This is a genomic window from Brevundimonas sp. NIBR11, assembly GCF_027912535.1.
Lineage (GTDB): Bacteria > Pseudomonadota > Alphaproteobacteria > Caulobacterales > Caulobacteraceae > Brevundimonas.
In genome coordinates this window covers 3,076,400-3,093,302 of the sequence record NZ_CP115465.1, presented here as the reverse complement: position 1 = coordinate 3,093,302, position 16,903 = coordinate 3,076,400, and the positions used below count along the sequence as shown (strand labels likewise).

14 protein-coding genes are annotated in these 16,903 nt (G+C 69.0%); 7 read left to right on the top strand and 7 right to left on the bottom strand.

Features of this window, described 5'->3' with window-relative positions:
• Positions 1-40 precede the first annotated feature (40 nt).
• The 3 genes from O5O43_RS15525 to O5O43_RS15515 are packed head-to-tail and all read left to right on the top strand — an operon-like array spanning position 41 to position 2,778.
• Positions 41-1,045 (top strand): cation diffusion facilitator family transporter, encoded by a 1,005-nt coding sequence (locus O5O43_RS15525; RefSeq protein WP_271084805.1) that lies wholly within the window; start codon positions 41-43, stop codon positions 1,043-1,045.
• Between the two features lie 60 nt (positions 1,046-1,105).
• Positions 1,106-1,948, top strand: a complete 843-nt coding sequence (locus O5O43_RS15520; RefSeq protein WP_271084804.1) for a TerC family protein — start codon at positions 1,106-1,108, stop codon at positions 1,946-1,948.
• Positions 1,948-2,778: a glutaminyl-peptide cyclotransferase gene (locus O5O43_RS15515; RefSeq protein ID WP_271084803.1), complete on the top strand. Its 831-nt coding sequence runs from the start codon at positions 1,948-1,950 to the stop codon at positions 2,776-2,778. The genes O5O43_RS15520 and O5O43_RS15515 overlap by 1 nt, the downstream gene beginning before the upstream one ends.
• Before the next feature lie 281 nt (positions 2,779-3,059).
• Here the strand turns inward: O5O43_RS15515 and O5O43_RS15510 are convergent, their stop codons facing one another.
• Complete coding sequence (locus O5O43_RS15510; RefSeq protein ID WP_271084802.1) at positions 3,060-5,222, bottom strand: primosomal protein N'; 2,163 nt, start codon at positions 5,220-5,222, stop codon at positions 3,060-3,062.
• Between the two features lie 30 nt (positions 5,223-5,252).
• On the opposite strand from O5O43_RS15510, the gene fsa reads away from it, so the two are divergent.
• The 3 genes from fsa to O5O43_RS15495 all read left to right on the top strand — a co-directional run bounded on the left by fsa (position 5,253) and on the right by O5O43_RS15495 (position 7,576).
• Positions 5,253-5,906: a fructose-6-phosphate aldolase gene (gene fsa, locus O5O43_RS15505; protein WP_271084801.1), complete on the top strand. Its 654-nt coding sequence runs from the start codon at positions 5,253-5,255 to the stop codon at positions 5,904-5,906.
• A gap of 84 nt (positions 5,907-5,990) precedes the next feature.
• Complete coding sequence (locus O5O43_RS15500; protein WP_271086448.1) at positions 5,991-6,665, top strand: DUF484 family protein; 675 nt, start codon at positions 5,991-5,993, stop codon at positions 6,663-6,665.
• Positions 6,647-7,576: a tyrosine recombinase XerC gene (locus O5O43_RS15495; protein WP_271084800.1), complete on the top strand. Its 930-nt coding sequence runs from the start codon at positions 6,647-6,649 to the stop codon at positions 7,574-7,576. Before O5O43_RS15500 ends, O5O43_RS15495 begins: the two co-directional genes overlap by 19 nt.
• On the opposite strand, the gene O5O43_RS15490 is transcribed toward O5O43_RS15495, so the two are convergent.
• Positions 7,573-7,890, bottom strand: a complete 318-nt coding sequence (locus tag O5O43_RS15490; protein ID WP_271084799.1) for a hypothetical protein — start codon at positions 7,888-7,890, stop codon at positions 7,573-7,575. The two genes, O5O43_RS15495 and O5O43_RS15490, sit on opposite strands and share 4 nt — an antisense overlap.
• A gap of 131 nt (positions 7,891-8,021) precedes the next feature.
• Between O5O43_RS15490 and O5O43_RS15485 the strand changes: the two genes are divergently transcribed.
• Positions 8,022-9,026: a retroviral-like aspartic protease family protein gene (locus O5O43_RS15485; protein ID WP_271084798.1), complete on the top strand. Its 1,005-nt coding sequence runs from the start codon at positions 8,022-8,024 to the stop codon at positions 9,024-9,026.
• Here O5O43_RS15485 and O5O43_RS15480 read toward each other — a convergent pair.
• The 5 genes from O5O43_RS15480 to O5O43_RS15460 form a co-directional block, all read right to left on the bottom strand.
• A complete protein-coding gene (locus O5O43_RS15480) occupies positions 9,023-9,814 on the bottom strand; it encodes an SDR family oxidoreductase (RefSeq protein ID WP_271084797.1) in 792 nt (263 codons plus the stop codon). The two genes, O5O43_RS15485 and O5O43_RS15480, sit on opposite strands and share 4 nt — an antisense overlap.
• A 2-nt stretch (positions 9,815-9,816) precedes the next feature.
• Complete coding sequence (gene lpdA / locus O5O43_RS15475; RefSeq protein WP_271084796.1) at positions 9,817-11,241, bottom strand: dihydrolipoyl dehydrogenase; 1,425 nt, start codon at positions 11,239-11,241, stop codon at positions 9,817-9,819.
• A gap of 115 nt (positions 11,242-11,356) precedes the next feature.
• On the bottom strand, positions 11,357-11,863 hold the full coding sequence (locus O5O43_RS15470) for a hypothetical protein (protein WP_271084795.1): 507 nt from the start codon (positions 11,861-11,863) through the stop codon (positions 11,357-11,359).
• Positions 11,864-11,925: 62 nt separating this feature from the next.
• Entirely contained in the window at positions 11,926-13,806 is a 1,881-nt protein-coding gene (locus O5O43_RS15465; RefSeq protein ID WP_271084794.1) for an ATP-binding protein, read from the bottom strand.
• 204 nt (positions 13,807-14,010) lie between these two features.
• A complete protein-coding gene (locus tag O5O43_RS15460) occupies positions 14,011-16,851 on the bottom strand; it encodes a TonB-dependent receptor (protein ID WP_271084793.1) in 2,841 nt (946 codons plus the stop codon).
• Between the last annotated feature and the right edge of the window lie 52 nt (positions 16,852-16,903).

The window sequence follows — 16,903 nt, the reverse complement described above, 5'->3', positions numbered from 1 at the left end:
GGAACGATACGGTCGCACCCGCTTTCACCCCTGCGACATTATGGCAGCCTCCACCTCAAAGAACGTCATCTTCGCCGCCCTGGCGGGCAACCTCGCGATCGCGGCGACCAAGCTGGGCGCGGCCCTGTTCACCGGGTCGGCCGCCATGATGTCGGAGGCCATCCACTCGGCCGTCGACACCGGCAACCAGATCATCCTCCTGATCGGGCTCAAGCGCGCGGCCCGGCCCGCCACGGCCAGCCACCCGTTCGGCCACGGGCTTCAGCTCTACTTCTACACCTTCGTCGTCGCGGTCCTGATCTTCGGGGTCGGGGCGGTCATCTCCATCACCCACGGGATCGAGCGCATCCAGTCGCCCGAGCCGATCGAGAACCCCTGGGTCAATTACATCGTCTTGGGCCTGTCGGTCCTGTTCGAGGGCGCCTCCTGGCTGGTCGCGCTGAAGGCCTTCAACAAGGAGCGGGAGGGCCGTCCCTTCTTCGGCGTCATCCGCTCGTCCAAGGACCCGACCGTCTTCACCGTCCTGTTCGAGGACACCGCCGCCCTTCTGGGCCTCGTAGTGGCCCTCGTCGGCGTGGTCGCCAGTCAGATGTTCGACCTGCCCGTGTTGGACGGCGTCGCCTCGGTGATCATCGGCGTCATTCTGGCCCTGACCGCCGGCTTCCTCGCCTTCGAGAGCCAGAGCCTGCTGACCGGAGAAGCCGCTGATCCGGCCACCCGCGAGGGCATCGAGGGCATCGCCCGCGCCGAGCCCGGCGTCATCGGCCTGAACGACGCCCGCACCATGCATTTCGGCCCCAACGAGATCCTCGTCTGCATGAGCCTCGATTTCCACGACGACCTGACCGCCGCCCAGGTCGAGGACACGGTCGCCCGGCTCGAACATCGCATCCGCGCCGCCTACCCCCAGGCCGGCCGCATCTATGTCGAGGCCCAGAGCGCGGCCAGCCACGCCGCCGTCCGCGCCGCCGTCATCGCCGGCGGCGGAGCGGGCGCCCTCGTCGATCAGGTCCCGGAGGTCGTTTCGTCGCAGGCTGCGCCCTAGCGTCGCCTTGAACTCTGCAGCAGGCCGTGCGCTACAGGGGGGAATCCACCGAGAGAAACAATGTTCGACAGCGTCGCCCATCTGATCGCCGATCCCGCCGCCTGGGCCGCCCTCATCACCCTGATCGTGATGGAGGTCGTGCTCGGCATCGACAACCTGGTCTTCATCTCGATCCTGTCGAACAAGCTGCCCCCCGAACACCGCACGCGCGTTCGCCGCATCGGCATCGGCCTGGCCCTGATCATGCGCCTGGGCCTCCTGGCGACGATCGGGTGGATCGTCGGCCTGACCGCCCCGGTCTTCGACCTCGGCATCGCGGGTCCGATGGGCGCCCACGGCGAGCCGGGCTTCGAGACGGCCTTCTCCTGGCGTGACCTGATCCTGATCGCCGGCGGCCTGTTCCTGCTGTGGAAGGCGACCAAGGAGATCCACCACACGGTCGATCCGGCCCCGACCCACGATGCGCTCGACGTCAAGAATGCGGTCATCAACAACGCCGGCGCCGCCATCTTCCAGATCATCCTTCTGGACCTGGTCTTCTCGGTCGACTCGATCCTGACCGCCGTGGGCATGACCGATCACGTGCCGATCATGATGGTCGCCGTCATCGTGGCCGTGACCGTCATGCTGCTGGCCTCGGACCCCTTGGCCAATTTCATCGACAAGAATCCAACCGTGGTCATGCTGGCCCTCGGCTTCCTTCTGATGATCGGCGCCGTCCTCATTGCGGACGGATTCGGCGTCCACGTTCCCAAGGGCTATATCTACGCCGCCATGGCCTTCTCGGCCCTGGTCGAGGGATTGAACATGGCCAGTCGCAAGTCGTCCGAGAAGAAGGCTGCCGCAGCGGCCGCCCATCAGGCCGAGCTGAACAAGCGCGAAACCGCAGAACCGGGGGTCTGATGTCGCATCGGGTCGCCTTCCTCGGACTGGTCGCCGCCGTCGCCCTGGCGGCTGCACCGGTCGCCGCCCAGACCCCGACGCCCGAGCAACAGGCCCAGGTCGCTGCGGCCCAGGCGGCGCCCCAGCCGGTCCGGCCGCCGCGCTATGGCTATGAAGTCGTCAACATCTACCCCCACGACCCGGCCGCCTTCACCCAGGGGCTGGAGATCCACGACGGCGAGTTTCTAGAGAGCACCGGCCGCCACCCCTCCAGCGTCCGCCGCGTCGCTATCGAGTCCGGCGAGGTGCTTCAGAAGCGCGAGCTGGACAACCAGTTCTTCGGCGAGGGCCTGACCGCCATCGGGGACCGCGTCCTGACCCTGACCTGGCAGGGCGGCCACGGCTTCGTCTGGGACGCCGACGATCTGGAACCGGCCGGGACCTTCTCCTACGCGGGCGAAGGCTGGGGTCTGACCCATGACGACACGCGCGTCATCCTGTCGGACGGTTCGCCTTCGCTGCGCTTCCTCGACCCCGTGACCCTGCAACAGACGGGCTCGGTCCCGGTCACCTACATGGGCCGCCCTCTGGAGCGGCTGAACGAGCTCGAGTTCATCGAGGGCGAGGTCTGGGCCAACGTGTGGCAGACCAACTACATCGTCCGCATCGACCCGGCGACTGGTGTGGTAAAGGGCGTCATCGACCTGACCGGCCTGCTCCCCGACCCGGTCGCCAACCCGGCCGACGACGTCCTCAACGGCATCGCCTGGGACGCCGAGAACCGCCGCCTGTTCGTCACCGGCAAGAACTGGCCGAAGATGTTCGAGGTCCGTCTGACCGAGGCGTACTGACGCCCAACCCCATCCGTGGAGCTGGACCGGTGCGCCATCACGGCCCCCTCGATCCGGGCTCTGGACTTCAGCCTTCGCTGGAGCGCACGGATAAACGAGGGTGATAAGGAATTTTTTCTTACCGGCTCCTTGCCTCCGCCAGCAGCCGATCCCACCTCCAGGATCGGTCTTTGACATCCCGATTCCGAACCCCCGTCCGACCCGCCTTTCGTCCGTTTCGTCACGTTTCGTCACGCTATTCCTGTCATGACGAACCGTGACAGACCGGACGAAACCGCTGCCTAGAGGAAGCTGTAGGGATCCACGTCCACCGTCAGCCGAACCGACCCCGGGATCTTCAGCCGGGACAGCCACGACCGCAGAAACCCCTGCAGATCCACATCGCGATCCGCTCGCACCAGCAGGCGCTTCCGCCTCCGCCCCCGGATCAGCCCCAGCGGCGCGTCGGCAGGGCCATAGACCTCTAGCCGTTCCGCATTCGGGATCGACGCCGCCAGTTCGCTGGCGACGCGCTCCACGGCTGAGGCGTCTTCGCTCGACAGGATCAAAGCCGCCAGCCGCCCGTGCGGCGGCAATGACGCTGCCTCCCGCTCCGCCATCTCGGCCTCGACGAAGGCGTCCCGGTCTCCCGCCGCCAGCGCCATCAGCACCGGATGCTCGGGCGTCCAGGTCTGCAGGATCGCCCGACCGGGCTTGTCCGCTCGCCCCGCCCGCCCCGTCGCCTGCGTCAGCAGCTGGAAGGTCCGCTCGGCGGCCCTCAGGTCCCCGCCGCGCAGGCCCAGGTCCGCATCCACGACGCCCACCAGCGTGAGGCCCGGGAAGTTGTGCCCCTTGGCCGCCGCCTGGGTGGCCACCAGGATGTCGATCTCCCCGTCGGTCATCCGCTGGATCATCGCCCGCATCGCCCTGGGATCGGGGATGGTGTCGGAGGAGAACACAGCCGTCCGCGCCTCGGGGAAGAGCTGGCGCACCTCCTCCTCGACCCGTTCGACGCCCGGCCCGACCGAGACCAGACTGTCCTCGGCCCCGCAGGACGGACACACCTTCGGCCGCACCATCGAGAAGCCGGTCAGATGGCAGACCAGCCGCCCGGTGTAGCGATGCTCCACCAGCCAGCTGTCGGTGTCCGGCGAGGTCATCCGATGCCCGCAGGCCCGGCACAGCACCACCGGCGCATAGCCCCGCCGATTGAGGAACAGCAGGGTCTGCTCCCCCGCCATCAGGGTCTCGGCGATCGCCTCCCTCAGCGGCTGCGACAGCCAGGTCTGGGGATCGGGCGGGCTCTGCCTCAGATCCAGCAGGCTGATCTCCGGCAACACAGACGCGCCATGCCGGGTCGCCAGCTTCAGCCAGCCATACCGCCCATGATGGGCGTTCCACAGGGTTTCCAGAGACGGCGTCGCCGAGGCCAGGACCACCGTCGCCCCTTCGATCCTCGCCCGCGCCACGGCCAGGTCCCGGCCGTGATAGACGAGCCCGTCCTCCTGCTTGAACGACCCGTCGTGCTCCTCGTCGACCACGATCAGCCTCAGGTTCGGGAAGGGCAGGAACAGGGCCGACCGCGCCCCGACCACGATGTTGCAGCGGCCGGCGACCACCGCCTCCCACACCATCCGTCGACGCGGCGGGGTCACGCCGGAATGCCATTCCGCCGGGGCCGCCCCGAACCGCCTCGTGATCCGTTCGATCAGAGCCTGGGTCAGGGCGATCTCGGGCAGCAGGATCAGCACCTGCGCCTCCGGATCGGCCTTCAGCGTCCGCGCCACGGCCTCCAGATAGGCCTCGGTCTTGCCCGACCCGGTGACCCCGTCCAGCAGAAACGGTTTGAACCCGCCCGCCGCCGTCGCCGTCGCCAGGGCCTCCGCCGCCGCCCCCTGATCCGCGTTCAGGACCGCCGGCCGGTGATCCGGATCGGGCCGATCGAAGGCCGCCACGGCCTCCACCTCGAACGCCTCCAGCACCCCCTCGTCGACCAGCCCCTTCACGACCGCAGAGGACACGCCCGCCGCCCGCGCCAGTTCGGCCCCCGGCATGGCCCGTTCGCCGATCGCCTCCAGCACCGCCGTCCGCCCGGCCGTGGGCCTTCCCGGCGTCCGATCCCCGACCCGCCGCAGTCTCCGCTCCGGCTTGGGCCGAGGCGCCCGCAGCCCCTTCAGCGCCGTCGCCGCCATCTCTCCCGGCGGGCTCAGCGTCCAGCGCGCGGCCCACTCCACGAAGTCCACCGTGCCCGGCGGCAGCGCAGGATCATCCAGTCGGCTCTCCACCGCCTTCAGCCGCCGGTTGGATCCCGTCGTCTCCCGCACCTCGGCCACGACGCCCCGCATCAGGCGCGGCCCCAGGGGCACCGCCACCTGATCGCCCCGCGCCAGATCCATGCCCTCGCCGACTTCGTAGTCGAAGGCTTCGTGAACCGGCAGGGGAATGAGGACGGAGGCGACTTTCACGCAGGCCCCCGCTCAGCTAGAACCCGCCTCATGAAACTCTTCCTCGACACCGCCGACGTCGCCGTCATCAAGGACATGCTGCCCACCGGGATGGTGGACGGCGTGACCACCAATCCGTCTCTGATCGCCAAGTCGGGTCGCAACATCGCCGAGGTCATCGCCGAAATCTGCGCCCTGGTCGAGGGCCCGATCTCCGCCGAGGCCGTCGCCACCGATTTCGAGACGATGGTCAAGGAAGGCGACAAGCTCGCCGCCATCGCCCCCAACGTCGTGGTGAAGCTGCCCCTGACCTGGGACGGCCTGCGCGCCGCCCGCGCCTTCGCCGACAAGGGCGTCCAGACCAACGTCACCCTGTGCTTCTCCGCCGCCCAGGCCCTGCTGGCCGCCAAGGCCGGCGCCACCTACGTGTCGCCCTTCGTCGGTCGCCTGGACGACCACGGCGCGGTCGGATCGGAGCTGCTGGAAGAGATCCGGGCGCTCTATGACATCCACGGCTTCGAGACTCAGATTCTCGCCGCCAGCCTGCGCCATCCGGCCCACGTGACCGCCGCCGCCCTCGCCGGTTCGGACGCCGCCACCCTGCCGGCCGACACTTTCAAGGCCCTGATCAAGCACCCGTTAACCGACAGGGGGCTTGATGCCTTCCTGGCCGATTGGGGCAAGACCGGCCAGTCCATTCTGTAGTTTACGACCCGGCGTTCCGGGAGGAGCGCCGACGTGACGTCCAGGGACAAGACCGCAGACCTGTTCGCCGACCCAGGCCACGGCATGGCTGATCTCCACTGGCCCGACGTCCGCTTCTGGCTGCAGGCCAACCCCCAGACCCTGCTCGACGACCGCTCGCTGCTGGAAGAGATCGGGCTGAAGCCTCATGGCCGAAACGTCGTCGAGTTCGGCCGCGCCGCCTTGACCCGCCTCGAAGAGGCCGCCGAGCGCGAGGCCGATGCCAGGAAGCGTATCGAATCGGTCGCCCGCGCGAACTTCGCCGCCCAGACCCAGACCCATGTCGCGGCCCTCGACCTGATGGAATCGCGCAATCACTCCGACCTGGCCCGACGCCTGGATGCGGTGGCGCAGGGCCGGTTCGGTCTCGCCGGCGCCGCCATCGCTCTGGAGAAGCCCGGCGGCGTGCCTTTCGGCTGGCGTGGGCTGGAGACCGGCGGCGTCGACGGCCTGCTCGGCGACCACGGCCTGACCTGGCTTGGACCCATGTTCGACGGCCTCGACCTGTTCGGCCCCGCGACGGAACAGGCGAAGTCCGTCGCCCTCATCCGCATGGCTCCCCACCTCGGCGGCGAGCGCGCGGAGGACGCCCGCCCGGCCCTCTGCGCCTTCGCCTCTTCCGAGGAAGAGGGTTTCACCCCCGGCATGGGCTGCGAACTGGTGGCCTTCATCGCCCGGGTCGTCGAACGCACGGCGGAACGTTGGCCCATCCTGAACTGACCGCGCCCCAAGCCCTCTTCGCCTGGCTCGAGCATCTGGCGCACGAACGTCGCCTGTCGCCCCGGACGCTGGAAGCCTACGGCCACATCGGCCGCCTCTACCTCGCCTTCCTCGAACGGCATCGCGGCGCCCCGCTGAGCCTGGCCGATCTCTGCACGATTACCGCCGCCGAACTCCGCGCCCACCTGGCCGAGCGTCGCTCCGGCGACCACCCCCTGAACGCCCGCTCGCTCAGCCAGACCCTGTCGGCGATCCGCACCTTCCACGTCTTCCTCGACCGCCGCTGCGACACGCCAGCGCCCCAGCTCGCCCTGGTGCGCGGACCGCGCGTGAAGCCGTGCCTGCCCCGACCGATCAGCGCCGATCAGGCCATGGGCATGCTGGCCGAACCCGGCCTCGATCCCGACGCCGAACCCTGGGAGGCGCTCCGCGACACGGCGGTGCTCAGCCTGCTGTACGGCTGCGGTCTGCGGATTTCGGAGGCGCTGAGCCTGACCCGGGGGCACTCTCCCCTGCCCGAGAGCCTGCGCATCACCGGCAAGGGCGGAAAGACCCGGATCGTCCCGGTCCTGCCCGCCGTCCGCTCGGCGGTGGACGCGGCCCTCGCCGCCCAGCCCTTCCCGCTCGAGCCGACCGACGCCCTGTTCCGCGCCCGTCGTGGCGGCCCGCTCAGCGCCCGTCATGTGCAGGCGACGGCCCAGAAGCTGCGCGGCCGCCTCGGCCTGCCCGCCAGCGCCACGCCCCATGCCCTACGGCACAGTTTCGCGACCCATCTGCTGGGCGCGGGCGCGGACCTGCGCAGCATTCAGGAACTGCTGGGTCATGCCAGCCTGTCGACGACCCAGAAATACACCGCCGTCGACGCCGCCCACCTTCTTGGCGTCTACGCCTCGGCCCATCCGCGCGCCTAGCGGCGGGGCGCCGGTCCCACCTCGCGGCCGACGGCGTTCGAGCCGGGCACGCGGTAGTTGACGATGATCGGCGCCGGACAGCCGTTCACCCGACGCTCCAGCAGGCGATAGAGGGCGACGCTGTCCTGTCCTCCGCGCCAGAGAAGCCCATTTCCAGTGGTCGGGTCGTTGATCGGCGTCGTGACAGGGGCGCAGGCGGGGAGCGTCTGGCCCACGACCCGCATCGTCCCTTGCGCGCCCGGGACCGGGGCGGGCGGCATCGGCGGGATCGCCGACTGGGGCGCAGCGGCCAGAAGGAGCAGCATCGACAGCATCGGGAACCTCCATTCACACCGCCATCATACACCTTCCGGCTGCAACGGGCATGACGAATCCGTAACCCGCCGCCCCTTGGCGTGACGTCGCCCCGGGCATAGGCTTCGGCAAACGCCGCGGGGAGGCGGCCATGATCCAGCGGACGACGCAGACCAGGGACAAGCCCCGGCGCGAAGGCCTCGACCGTCGGCAGATGCTCGGCGGCGCCCTTGTCTGTCTGTCTCTCGGCGCCGGTCTGGCCCGGGCCCAGAACGCGCCGGCCCTTCCTGTTCCCCCTCCGGACGCCCTGGCCCTGTCCGCCAATCTCCTGACCCGGATGGCCGCCCTCATCCGGCTCCAGGGCCGGTCCTTCCTGTTCGTGATCGACACCGGCGCCGAGAGAACCTCCATCGCGCGCGACGTGGCCGAGAGCCTGGGTCTGGAGCCGGGGCCGAACGTCGTGGTGCATGGCGTCACCTCGGCCGAGGCCACGCCAACGGCCCGGGTCGAGCGGATGAGCTTCGGGCGGCGGCGCTTTCGCAACCTGATCCTGCCGGTGTTCGATCGGTCGATGCTGGCGGCCGACGGCCTGCTCGGCCTCGACGTCCTGTCGCAGTTCCGCCTGTCGATGGATCTCGTCCGCCGCACGGTCACGATGACGGACACGCGGTCGGCCTACTACACCCGGGGCGCCGTCTCGGTGATCCCGACGCGCCTTGTCGGAGGCATCGGAGCCCGCGTCGACGTCTCCGGTCAGCTGATCCTGACCGATGCCACGGCGGACGGCGTCCCGGTCCAGTCCTTCGTCGACAGCGGGGCCCAGTATTCGATCGGCAACTCGGCCCTGCTGAGGGCCATCGGCGGTCGGATCACGGGCCGACCCATCCCCCTCTACGGCGTCACGGGCCAGACCATCGACGCCCGGGTCGGCGCTCTGAACGACCTGCGGATCGGTCCTCATGACCTGGGGCCCGCGTCCCTGTTGTTCGCAGACCTGCACGCCTTCGACGCCCTGGGTCTGAGCGACCGACCGGCGCTGTTGCTGGGCGCCGACATCCTGTTCCGCTTCCGCCGGATCCAGCTGGACTATGGTGCGCGCCGCATGGGGTTCAGCGCGCTCCGGCCGCGCAGCGCGTCCTCCGGGCTGGGAGTCTAGATCGCCCGGATCGCCCCGCCGTCGATGCGGATCAGGGAGCCGGTGACATAGGCGGCCTTCGGGCTGGCCAGGAAGGCGGCCACGGCGCCGAACTCCTCCGTCGTGCCGATCCGGCCGACGGGGATGGTCTTGATCGACTCCGCCCGCGCCTCGGCCGGCGTGACGCCTCGCCGCTCGGCCGTCGCTTTGTCGAGGCTTTCGATGCGGGGCGTGTCGATGCGGCCGGGCAAAAGGGTGTTGACGGTGATCCCGTCGGCCGCGACCTCGATCGACAGGGTCTTGGCCCAGCCGGCGACCGAGGACCGCAGCGCCGTGGACACGCCGAGATTGGCGATCGGCTCGACCACGCTGGAGGACGCCACGTTCAGGATCCGCCCCCATCCGGCGGCCTTCATGCCCGGGAGGACCCGGTCTGTCAGGCGGAAGACCGACAGAACCATGGCCTCGAACTGCGTCCGCCACAGCTCGGGGTCCAGCCCGGCCACGCCCGAGGGCGGCGGCCCGCCCGTGTTGTTCAGCAGGATCTCGGTTGGTCCGCCCAGCAGTCCCTCGGCCGTATCCACGGCCGCCAGCAGCGAGGCGTGATCGGCCAGGTCGGCGGTGACGATCACGGCCTTGGCGGTCGCCGTCGCATTGATGCCGTCGGCGACGACCTGCAGCTTTGCGGCGTCCCGAGACAGCAGGGCGACGTGCGCGCCCTCCGCCGCCAGGGCCTCGGCGACCGCGCGGCCGAGGCCGCTGGAGCCGCCGCAGATCAGGGCGCGCTTGCCGGCGAGGTGGAGATCCACCCTTAAGCCTGCATCGTCCAGCCCTCGACGCCCATGGCCGCCTGCTTGACGGCTTCGGAGCGGGTCGGGTGGGCGTGGCAGGTGCGCGCGATATCCTCCGACGAGCCGCCGAAGGCCATGGCGACACAGGCCTCGGCGATCAGTTCGCCCGCGGACGGGCCGAAGATGTGCACGCCCAACACCTTGTCGGTCGCCGCATCGGCCAGGACCTTCACGAAGCCCTCGGTCTCGTGGTTGATCTTGGCGCGCGAGTTGGCGGTGAACGGGAATTTACCCTTCTTGAACTCGACCCCGGCGGCTTTCAGCTGCTCTTCCGTCTTGCCGACCCAGGCCACCTCGGGTCCAGTGTAGATGACGCTGGGGACCAGGTCGTAGTCGACATGGCCCGCCTTGCCGGCGATGTATTCGATGACGGCGACGGCTTCTTCTTCCGCCTTGTGGGCCAGCATCGGCCCGTGGGTCACGTCGCCGATGACCCAGACGCCGTCCTTGCCGGTCTTCAGGTGGTCGTTGACCAGGAAGCCCCGCTTGTCGGTCTCGATGCCGACCGATTCCAGTCCTAGGCCCGCCGTGTAGGGGCGACGGCCAATGGCCACCAGGACCACGTCGCCGGTCAGGGTCTCGGCGGCGCCGCCCGCGGCAGGCTCCAGCGTCAGGACCACGCCGTCCTTGGCCGCCTTCGCCGAGGTGACCTTCGTGCCCATCTTGAAGGTCATGCCCTGTTTGGTCAGGCCGCGCTGGAAGGCTGTGGCGACCTCGGCGTCCATGCCAGCGCCGACCTTGTCGAGGAATTCCACGACCACGACCTCGGCGCCCAGGCGACGCCAGACCGAGCCCAGTTCTAGCCCGATCACGCCCGCGCCGATGACGATCAGCTTCTTGGGGATGGCCGGAAGCGAAAGGGCCCCGGTGGAATCGACGATCTTGCCCTCGACGAAGTCCACGCCCGGCAGGGGGGTGGGCTCCGAACCCGTGGCGATGACGATGTCCTTGGCCGTCAGGGTGGTGACGGTTCCGTCGGCGGCGGTCACCTCGACCTTGCCGGTCCCGACGATCTTGCCCGCGCCCTTGATCCAGTCGGCCTTGTTCTTCTTGAACAGGAACTCGATGCCCTTGGTCAGGGCGGTGACGCTCTCGGCCTTCTGCTTCATCATCTGCGGCAGGTTGACCTTGGGCGTCCCGACCTCAATGCCGAGCGTGCCGAACTCCTTGTTGGCGATCTCGAACAGCTCCGAGGCGTGCAGCAGGGCCTTTGACGGCATGCAGCCGACGTTCAGGCAGGTGCCGCCGAGGGTGACGTTCTTCTCGACGCAGGCGACCTTCAGCCCCAACTGCCCGGCCCGGATCGCGGCGTTGTAGCCGCCGGGTCCGCCGCCGATCACGACGACATCGTAGGAAGCGGTTGCGGCGGGGGCGGCGTCGGCCATGGAAACCTCTGTATCGGTCGCGGACGGGGAGTCGGCCGCTGTCCTAGCGCCTGACCCGTTCCGGTCAACCGCTGCGGCGGATATGGGAACCCTCGCCTCGTCTGGCGAGGGGCGTTCAGACGGTGAGATGACCGGCCTGTCGTTGCCGACGTCTCCGTCGCAACACCGCCACGATGATGACCCCCACGACCAGCAGGACTCCGAGGATCAGCCAGGTCGGGTCGACGGCCAGACCGGCGGGAACGGCTTCGGCCGATCGCTGGGCGATCGCGCCGCCGCCCGCATAGGTATCGGCCTGGATCGAGGCGCTGGCCGGTCCCCCGCCGCTGGACCGGTCGATGGCAAGACGCAGGGCGGCGTCGGCGAGGAAGCCGAGGAAGTAGGCTACGGCCGCTCTTGGGTTGCCCGAACCCAGCATGAAGGCCGCGACCAGATAGAGGACCACCGCGCCGATCCATAACGCGGCCTGGGGGATGCCGCCGCCGGCCTCGACCGTGGCGGAGGCCCGCTCCGTCGCGACCGAGGGATCGGCGCCCTCGAAGAAGGGGGAAATGAAGGGCCAGGCCAGCCAGCCCGCATAGCCGATGACGGCCAGAACCAGAACGAACCGCAGGATCTTCAAGTCCAGCCTCCGAACGAAACGACGTTCGTTAACCTATCATGCCCCTTGGCCAAGCCAAGCGATCAGGCCGCGCTTTCAATCCGCTGCCCGGCGGCCGGCAGGGTCAGGGTCGCCTCCGCGCCCTCGCCTTCCGCGCCGGTCAGGGTCAGGACGCCGCCCGACTGGCGGGCGAAGGCATGGACCTGGGCCAGACCCAGACCGGCCGCCCCGTCGCGGGTGGTGAAGAAGGGCTCCATCGCCCGCGCCGCTGTCGTCGCGTCCAGCCCCGGACCGGTGTCGCGCACCGTCAGCCGCGCCCCGCCGTCCGCGAGAGCCTCCAGCCGCACGGCGACCGATCCGGCGCCATCCTGGGCCTCGACCGCATTGCGGACCAGGGCCTGCACCGCGCCCTCGAAGCCGACGGGATCGACCCGCACCTGGGCTTCGCCCGACGGTCCCTCGATCATCAGGTCGACGCCGGGTCCCGCCAGGGCTCGCAGACGGCTTTCCATGGCGCGCAGCATGACGCCGGCGTCCAGCACCTGGGCATGAGCGTCCTCGCCCTGGGAGAAGGCCGAGAGGCGACGGGTCAGGGCCTCGCCGCGCTGGCCGGCGGCCAGGGCCGCCTGACCCAGACGTCTGACCCGCGCGGGATCGTCGGCGGTCTTCAGCATCATGTCGAGCGCGCTGGTCATGACCGCGAGCAGGGCGTTGAAATCTTGGGCCACGCCGCCGGTCAGGCGGCCCACTCTCTCCAGACGACGCGAGGCCGCATTGCCGGTCTCGACCTGGGACAGAACCTCGGCGCGTGCGGCCTCCGCCGCCCGTTCGGCCTGGGCGCGTTCGGTTTCGATCTGGGTGCGGGCGGCGTCGAGTTCCGCCTGCAGCTGAGCCTCGCGCGCGGCGGCGGCCTCGAGTTGGGGCGCGAGGTCGACGATCGGCTCGACCAGGGCGACGTCCTCCGTTTCCTCGGTTTTCGGGTCGATAGCAGGCTCCGCGAGCGCCCCGATCGCAACGACAGGTTCCGCTTCGATCTCCATCGTCTGCGCCACGGGATCGCCGGCCAGAAGCAGGGCGTCGACGGGCTCACCCGGGGTGCTGAGCGACAGGATGCGCCAGGTCACGCCGTTGGCTCCGCCCTGACCGGACACGATCGAATCGGCCTCACCGGGCGCGGCGTTGATCGCGGCGCGCAGTGTCTGGCGGCCTTCGACACGCTCGGACTCGCCCAGAAACTGGTCGGCGAAATCGGCGCCGATGACGTCCTGCCCGCGGCCGAACAGGGCCAGGGCCTGGGCGTTGGCCTCGCGGACGACGCCGTGGGCGGAGACGACCACAAGGGCGCTGGATGCGGCCTCGAAAACGCGCCGCGTCAGGTCGTCGGCGGGCCGAACGGCGGGGACTTCCGGCTCGATCACTTCGGGCGTGGTCAGGCCTTCGGTCTCGACGATGGCCGCCGTCGAGCCGATGATCTGGCCCTGGGCGTCCTCGATCGGCATGGCCGTGACCGAGACCAGCATCTTGCGACGCGTCGCCGGGTTGGCGAGGATGTGCTGGAAGCCCTTGACCGTCTGACCGCGCAGGGCGCGCGCGCTGGGCAGAAGATCCGGCGGCACCGGCCGGCCGTCGGGATAGGTGATGCCCCAGGTCGCGGAGTGGAAGCGCAGGCCGATCAGCTCGGCGTCGCGACGACCCATGAGCTGGTGGGCCGCCCTGTTGGCGAACACGAATTTGCCGCCGCGATCCGTCTGGACCAGGGCGACGGGAATGGCGTTGAGGGTCTCATACAGTCGCGTCTCGGCCGCCTCTCGCGCCCTGGACACGGCGTCCAGTTCGTCCGAGGTCGAGACATGGCGCGTCCGATTGGTCGCGGCGAAGACCAGGGCCAGGACGGCGACGACCGATGTCACTGCGGCGACGACGCCCAGCACCAGCACCCAGTCGATGTCGCCTTCCATGAACATCTTCGGTCTTTCCCGTCTTGGCACGCGTGAGAACTGTCGTTCACAGGGTTGCAAGCCCGGCGCCGAAATCCACCGACAGGCGGTAGGGCCAGACCCGGCGCGGGTCCAGTTGCATTGACGCGATCCCTGTTGAAGGCCGTGTGAACAACGAAAAGGGCCGGACGTCGCCGCCCGGCCCTTCCCGTTTGGAGACGCTTCTAAGGCCTAGAGCTTGAAGCGGACGCCCATGAAGACGTTGTAGCCGAACTTCTCGTACTCGTAGGTCCGCTCGCGCGAGCCGTAGTAGCGGACGCCTGCCTCGTCGGTCAGGTTCTTGGCCTCGCCGAACACTTCCACCCCGTTTCCGAAGTCGTAACTGGTTGTGAAGTCCAGCTGGCCGCGACCCTCGACGTACAGGTCCAAGCCGGCGTTGGTGGCGTTGATCGCCTCCAGGAAGTCGCCCCGGTGCGTATAAGAGACCCGGGCCGAGAAGCCGTAGTTCTCGTAGAACAGGGCCGCATTGTAGATCTCGTCCGACTGGCCGGGCAGGACGAAGGCGTTGCGTCCGGCGTAGGAGATGTCGGTTTTGATCTCGGCGTCCGTCAGGGTGTAGTTGGCGAAGACGCCGAAGCCCGAAGCCCAGCCCGGCAGGAAGTCGAAGGTCTGCTGCCAGTTGAACTCGACGCCGGCCAGGTGACCTTCCGGGGCGTTCAGAGCCTCTGTGATGTTGGCGGTCACCGTGCCGGTCGAGGTCGTGTACGGACCGTCGAAGGTCAGGGTGTACCGGAAGTCCTCCAGGTCCTTGTAGAAGGCGTTGACGGAGATCACGCCGAGCGGACGCAGGTAGTATTCCAGTCCGGCGTCGACGTTGTTTGACAGGGTCGATTCCAGGTTCGGATTGCCGCGCGATACCGTGGTCCGGCCGCCGTCGGTCGTTTCTAGAATGCGCGGCGCGACGTCGACGTAGTCGGGGCGCGAGATGGCGCGCGTCAGGGCGAAGCGGCCGATCAGGTCATCCGAGAAGGCATGGCGCAGGGTCAGGTTCGGGAACCAGTCCGTGCGGTCGCGCTGGACGAAGACCGGGCTCTGCACATAGCCCTGCACATTGCCGGCGGCGGTGCTGGCCACGGCCAGGAAGGAGCCGCTGTTGAAGTCGGTCTTCTCGACGCGGAGGCCGATCAGGACGTTGGTGGCGCCTATGTCAAACTGGGCCTGACCGTAGCCGGCCAGGATGTCCTCGGTGACCGTATAGTCGGCGGTCCAGGACTGCGGGATGCGGCGCGCGGCGGCGTTGGTCGACAGGAGGCGGATCTGGTCGAGATAATCGCTGACCAGGCCGTGATCGAACTTGAAGCCGAGGTCGTAGTCGTAGTTGCGCGATTCACGGTCGCTCAGCAGTCCGGCCAGCGCGCCCGGATTGACCGGAGCGGTCGTGCTGCGGTCGCGGTAGCGTTCCTCGTCGGCGAAGACGTCGCGAGTGCTGAACTTGCCGCCGAATTTCCAGATCACGTCGCGGTCGCCGATCACGCTGGGCAGCTCGAGGTTGGCCTTCAGCGAGGTGTCTTCCTGCTCCGTCGTGTTCGAGCGGAAGGTGTTTTCACGGAAGGCGAAGTTGGCTGGAGTCAGGTAGTAGCTGGACGCGAACGCGCCGTAGGTCGGCGAATAGTGGTCGGTGGTGTCGTAGCTGAGCGTCTGGGCGCCCGAGCGATAGACCAGCTCGTCGCGGTGCGGATAGGTCTGCTCGCTGCCGGCCCAGGCGATCGTCATGTCCAGGATCGCGCCATTCTCGAACGTCTGTTCGACGCCGCCGTTCAGGGTCTTGATCTCATTGTTCTGCTCGCGGTGACGCAGGGCCTTGTAGATGCGAGCGTTGTTGAAGGTGGCCGCCGCATTGGTCGCGCCGGCCGCGATCGTGCCGTCCGAATAGGTGAAGCGCAGGGTGTCGCGGTATTCGTCGTCGTTGAACCGGGCGTAGGAGCCGCGCAGCCAGGCGCGGGTCGCGTCGTTCGGACGCCATTCCAGGGCGCCGGTCAGGGCCTGACGCGTGCGCTGGGTCTCGTAGTCCTTGAACAGGGTCTCGTCGATCACATAGCGGTTGACCGTGGAGTTGAAGTTCCAGGCGTTCTCGACATTGTCCGGCCGACGGTTGGTCTCGGAATAGCTGAGCGACACGAGGGCGCCGAAGGTCTGGTCCGCACCGAAGACGTTCGAGATCGTCGCGCCGGCGCGGGTGTCCGAGCCGCCGTAGTCGTTGTAGCTGCCGCCGCCGTAGGCGCTGATCGCCAGGCGGCGATGGTCGAAGGGCGAACGGGTATTGATGTTCACCGCGCCGGCGATCGAGTCGGCGTCCTGGCTCGGCGACAGGGTCTTGGCGACCTCGACCGAGGAGACGATGTCGGACGGCAGGGTGTCCAGATCGACCGCGCGTGTGGTGGGCGACACGGCCGGGATGGCCACGCCGTCGACCGAGACGGCGGTGAAGGACGACGGCGCGCCACGCACGTTGATGTAGCGGCCCTCGCCCTGGTCGCGCTGGATGGCGATGCCTTGCACCCGCTGCAGCGACTCGGCGACGTTCGGGTCGGGATAGCGGCCGATTGCGTCGGCCGAGAGGACGTTCAGTGTGCCGAAGGCGGAGCGCTGCTGGTTCAGCGAGCGGGCGATGCCGTCGGTGATCACGCCGGTGACGACGACGTCCTCGATCTCGTCGCCGCCTTCGCCGCCGGCGCCGACGAGGATTTCCACCGAGGTGGCCACGCCGGCTTCAAGGGTTACGGCTTGCGTCGCCGTGGGCAGGCCGAGGTAGCGCACCTCCAGAGTAGCGGCGCCGGGGGCGAGGCCGGTCAGGGTGAAGGCGCCCTGGGCGTCGGCGACGGCGCGGCGGCCGGTCTGGACGACGACGACCTCGGCGCCCGGCAGGCCCGCGCCGTTGGCGCCGTAGACCCGGCCGTAGAGGGTTTCGCCCGCCTCGGGCGCTTCGGCGGAGATGGCCGGGAGTTCGGCGGCGGCGGCGCCGGCGAAGACAAGCGGCGTCAGGGCGACGCCGAGAAGAAGAGCCAGTTTCATTGCATGATCCCCATCCGGACCGGCGACGTTTCGCCTCACCCGATGGAGCGTC

Bases quoted from the DNA above. Each gene is read 5' to 3' on its own strand.
- O5O43_RS15525 (WP_271084805.1), top strand. From the start codon at position 41: ATGGCAGCCTCCACCTCAAAGAACGTCATCTTCGCCGCCCTGGCGGGC.
- O5O43_RS15520 (WP_271084804.1), top strand. From the start codon at position 1,106: ATGTTCGACAGCGTCGCCCATCTGATCGCCGATCCCGCCGCCTGGGCC.
- O5O43_RS15515 (WP_271084803.1), top strand. From the start codon at position 1,948: ATGTCGCATCGGGTCGCCTTCCTCGGACTGGTCGCCGCCGTCGCCCTG.
- fsa (WP_271084801.1), top strand. From the start codon at position 5,253: ATGAAACTCTTCCTCGACACCGCCGACGTCGCCGTCATCAAGGACATG.
- O5O43_RS15500 (WP_271086448.1), top strand. From the start codon at position 5,991: ATGGCTGATCTCCACTGGCCCGACGTCCGCTTCTGGCTGCAGGCCAAC.
- O5O43_RS15490 (WP_271084799.1), bottom strand. From the start codon at position 7,890: ATGCTGTCGATGCTGCTCCTTCTGGCCGCTGCGCCCCAGTCGGCGATC.
- O5O43_RS15485 (WP_271084798.1), top strand. From the start codon at position 8,022: ATGATCCAGCGGACGACGCAGACCAGGGACAAGCCCCGGCGCGAAGGC.
- lpdA (WP_271084796.1), bottom strand. From the start codon at position 11,241: ATGGCCGACGCCGCCCCCGCCGCAACCGCTTCCTACGATGTCGTCGTG.
- O5O43_RS15465 (WP_271084794.1), bottom strand. From the start codon at position 13,806: ATGTTCATGGAAGGCGACATCGACTGGGTGCTGGTGCTGGGCGTCGTC.
- O5O43_RS15460 (WP_271084793.1), bottom strand. From the start codon at position 16,851: ATGAAACTGGCTCTTCTTCTCGGCGTCGCCCTGACGCCGCTTGTCTTC.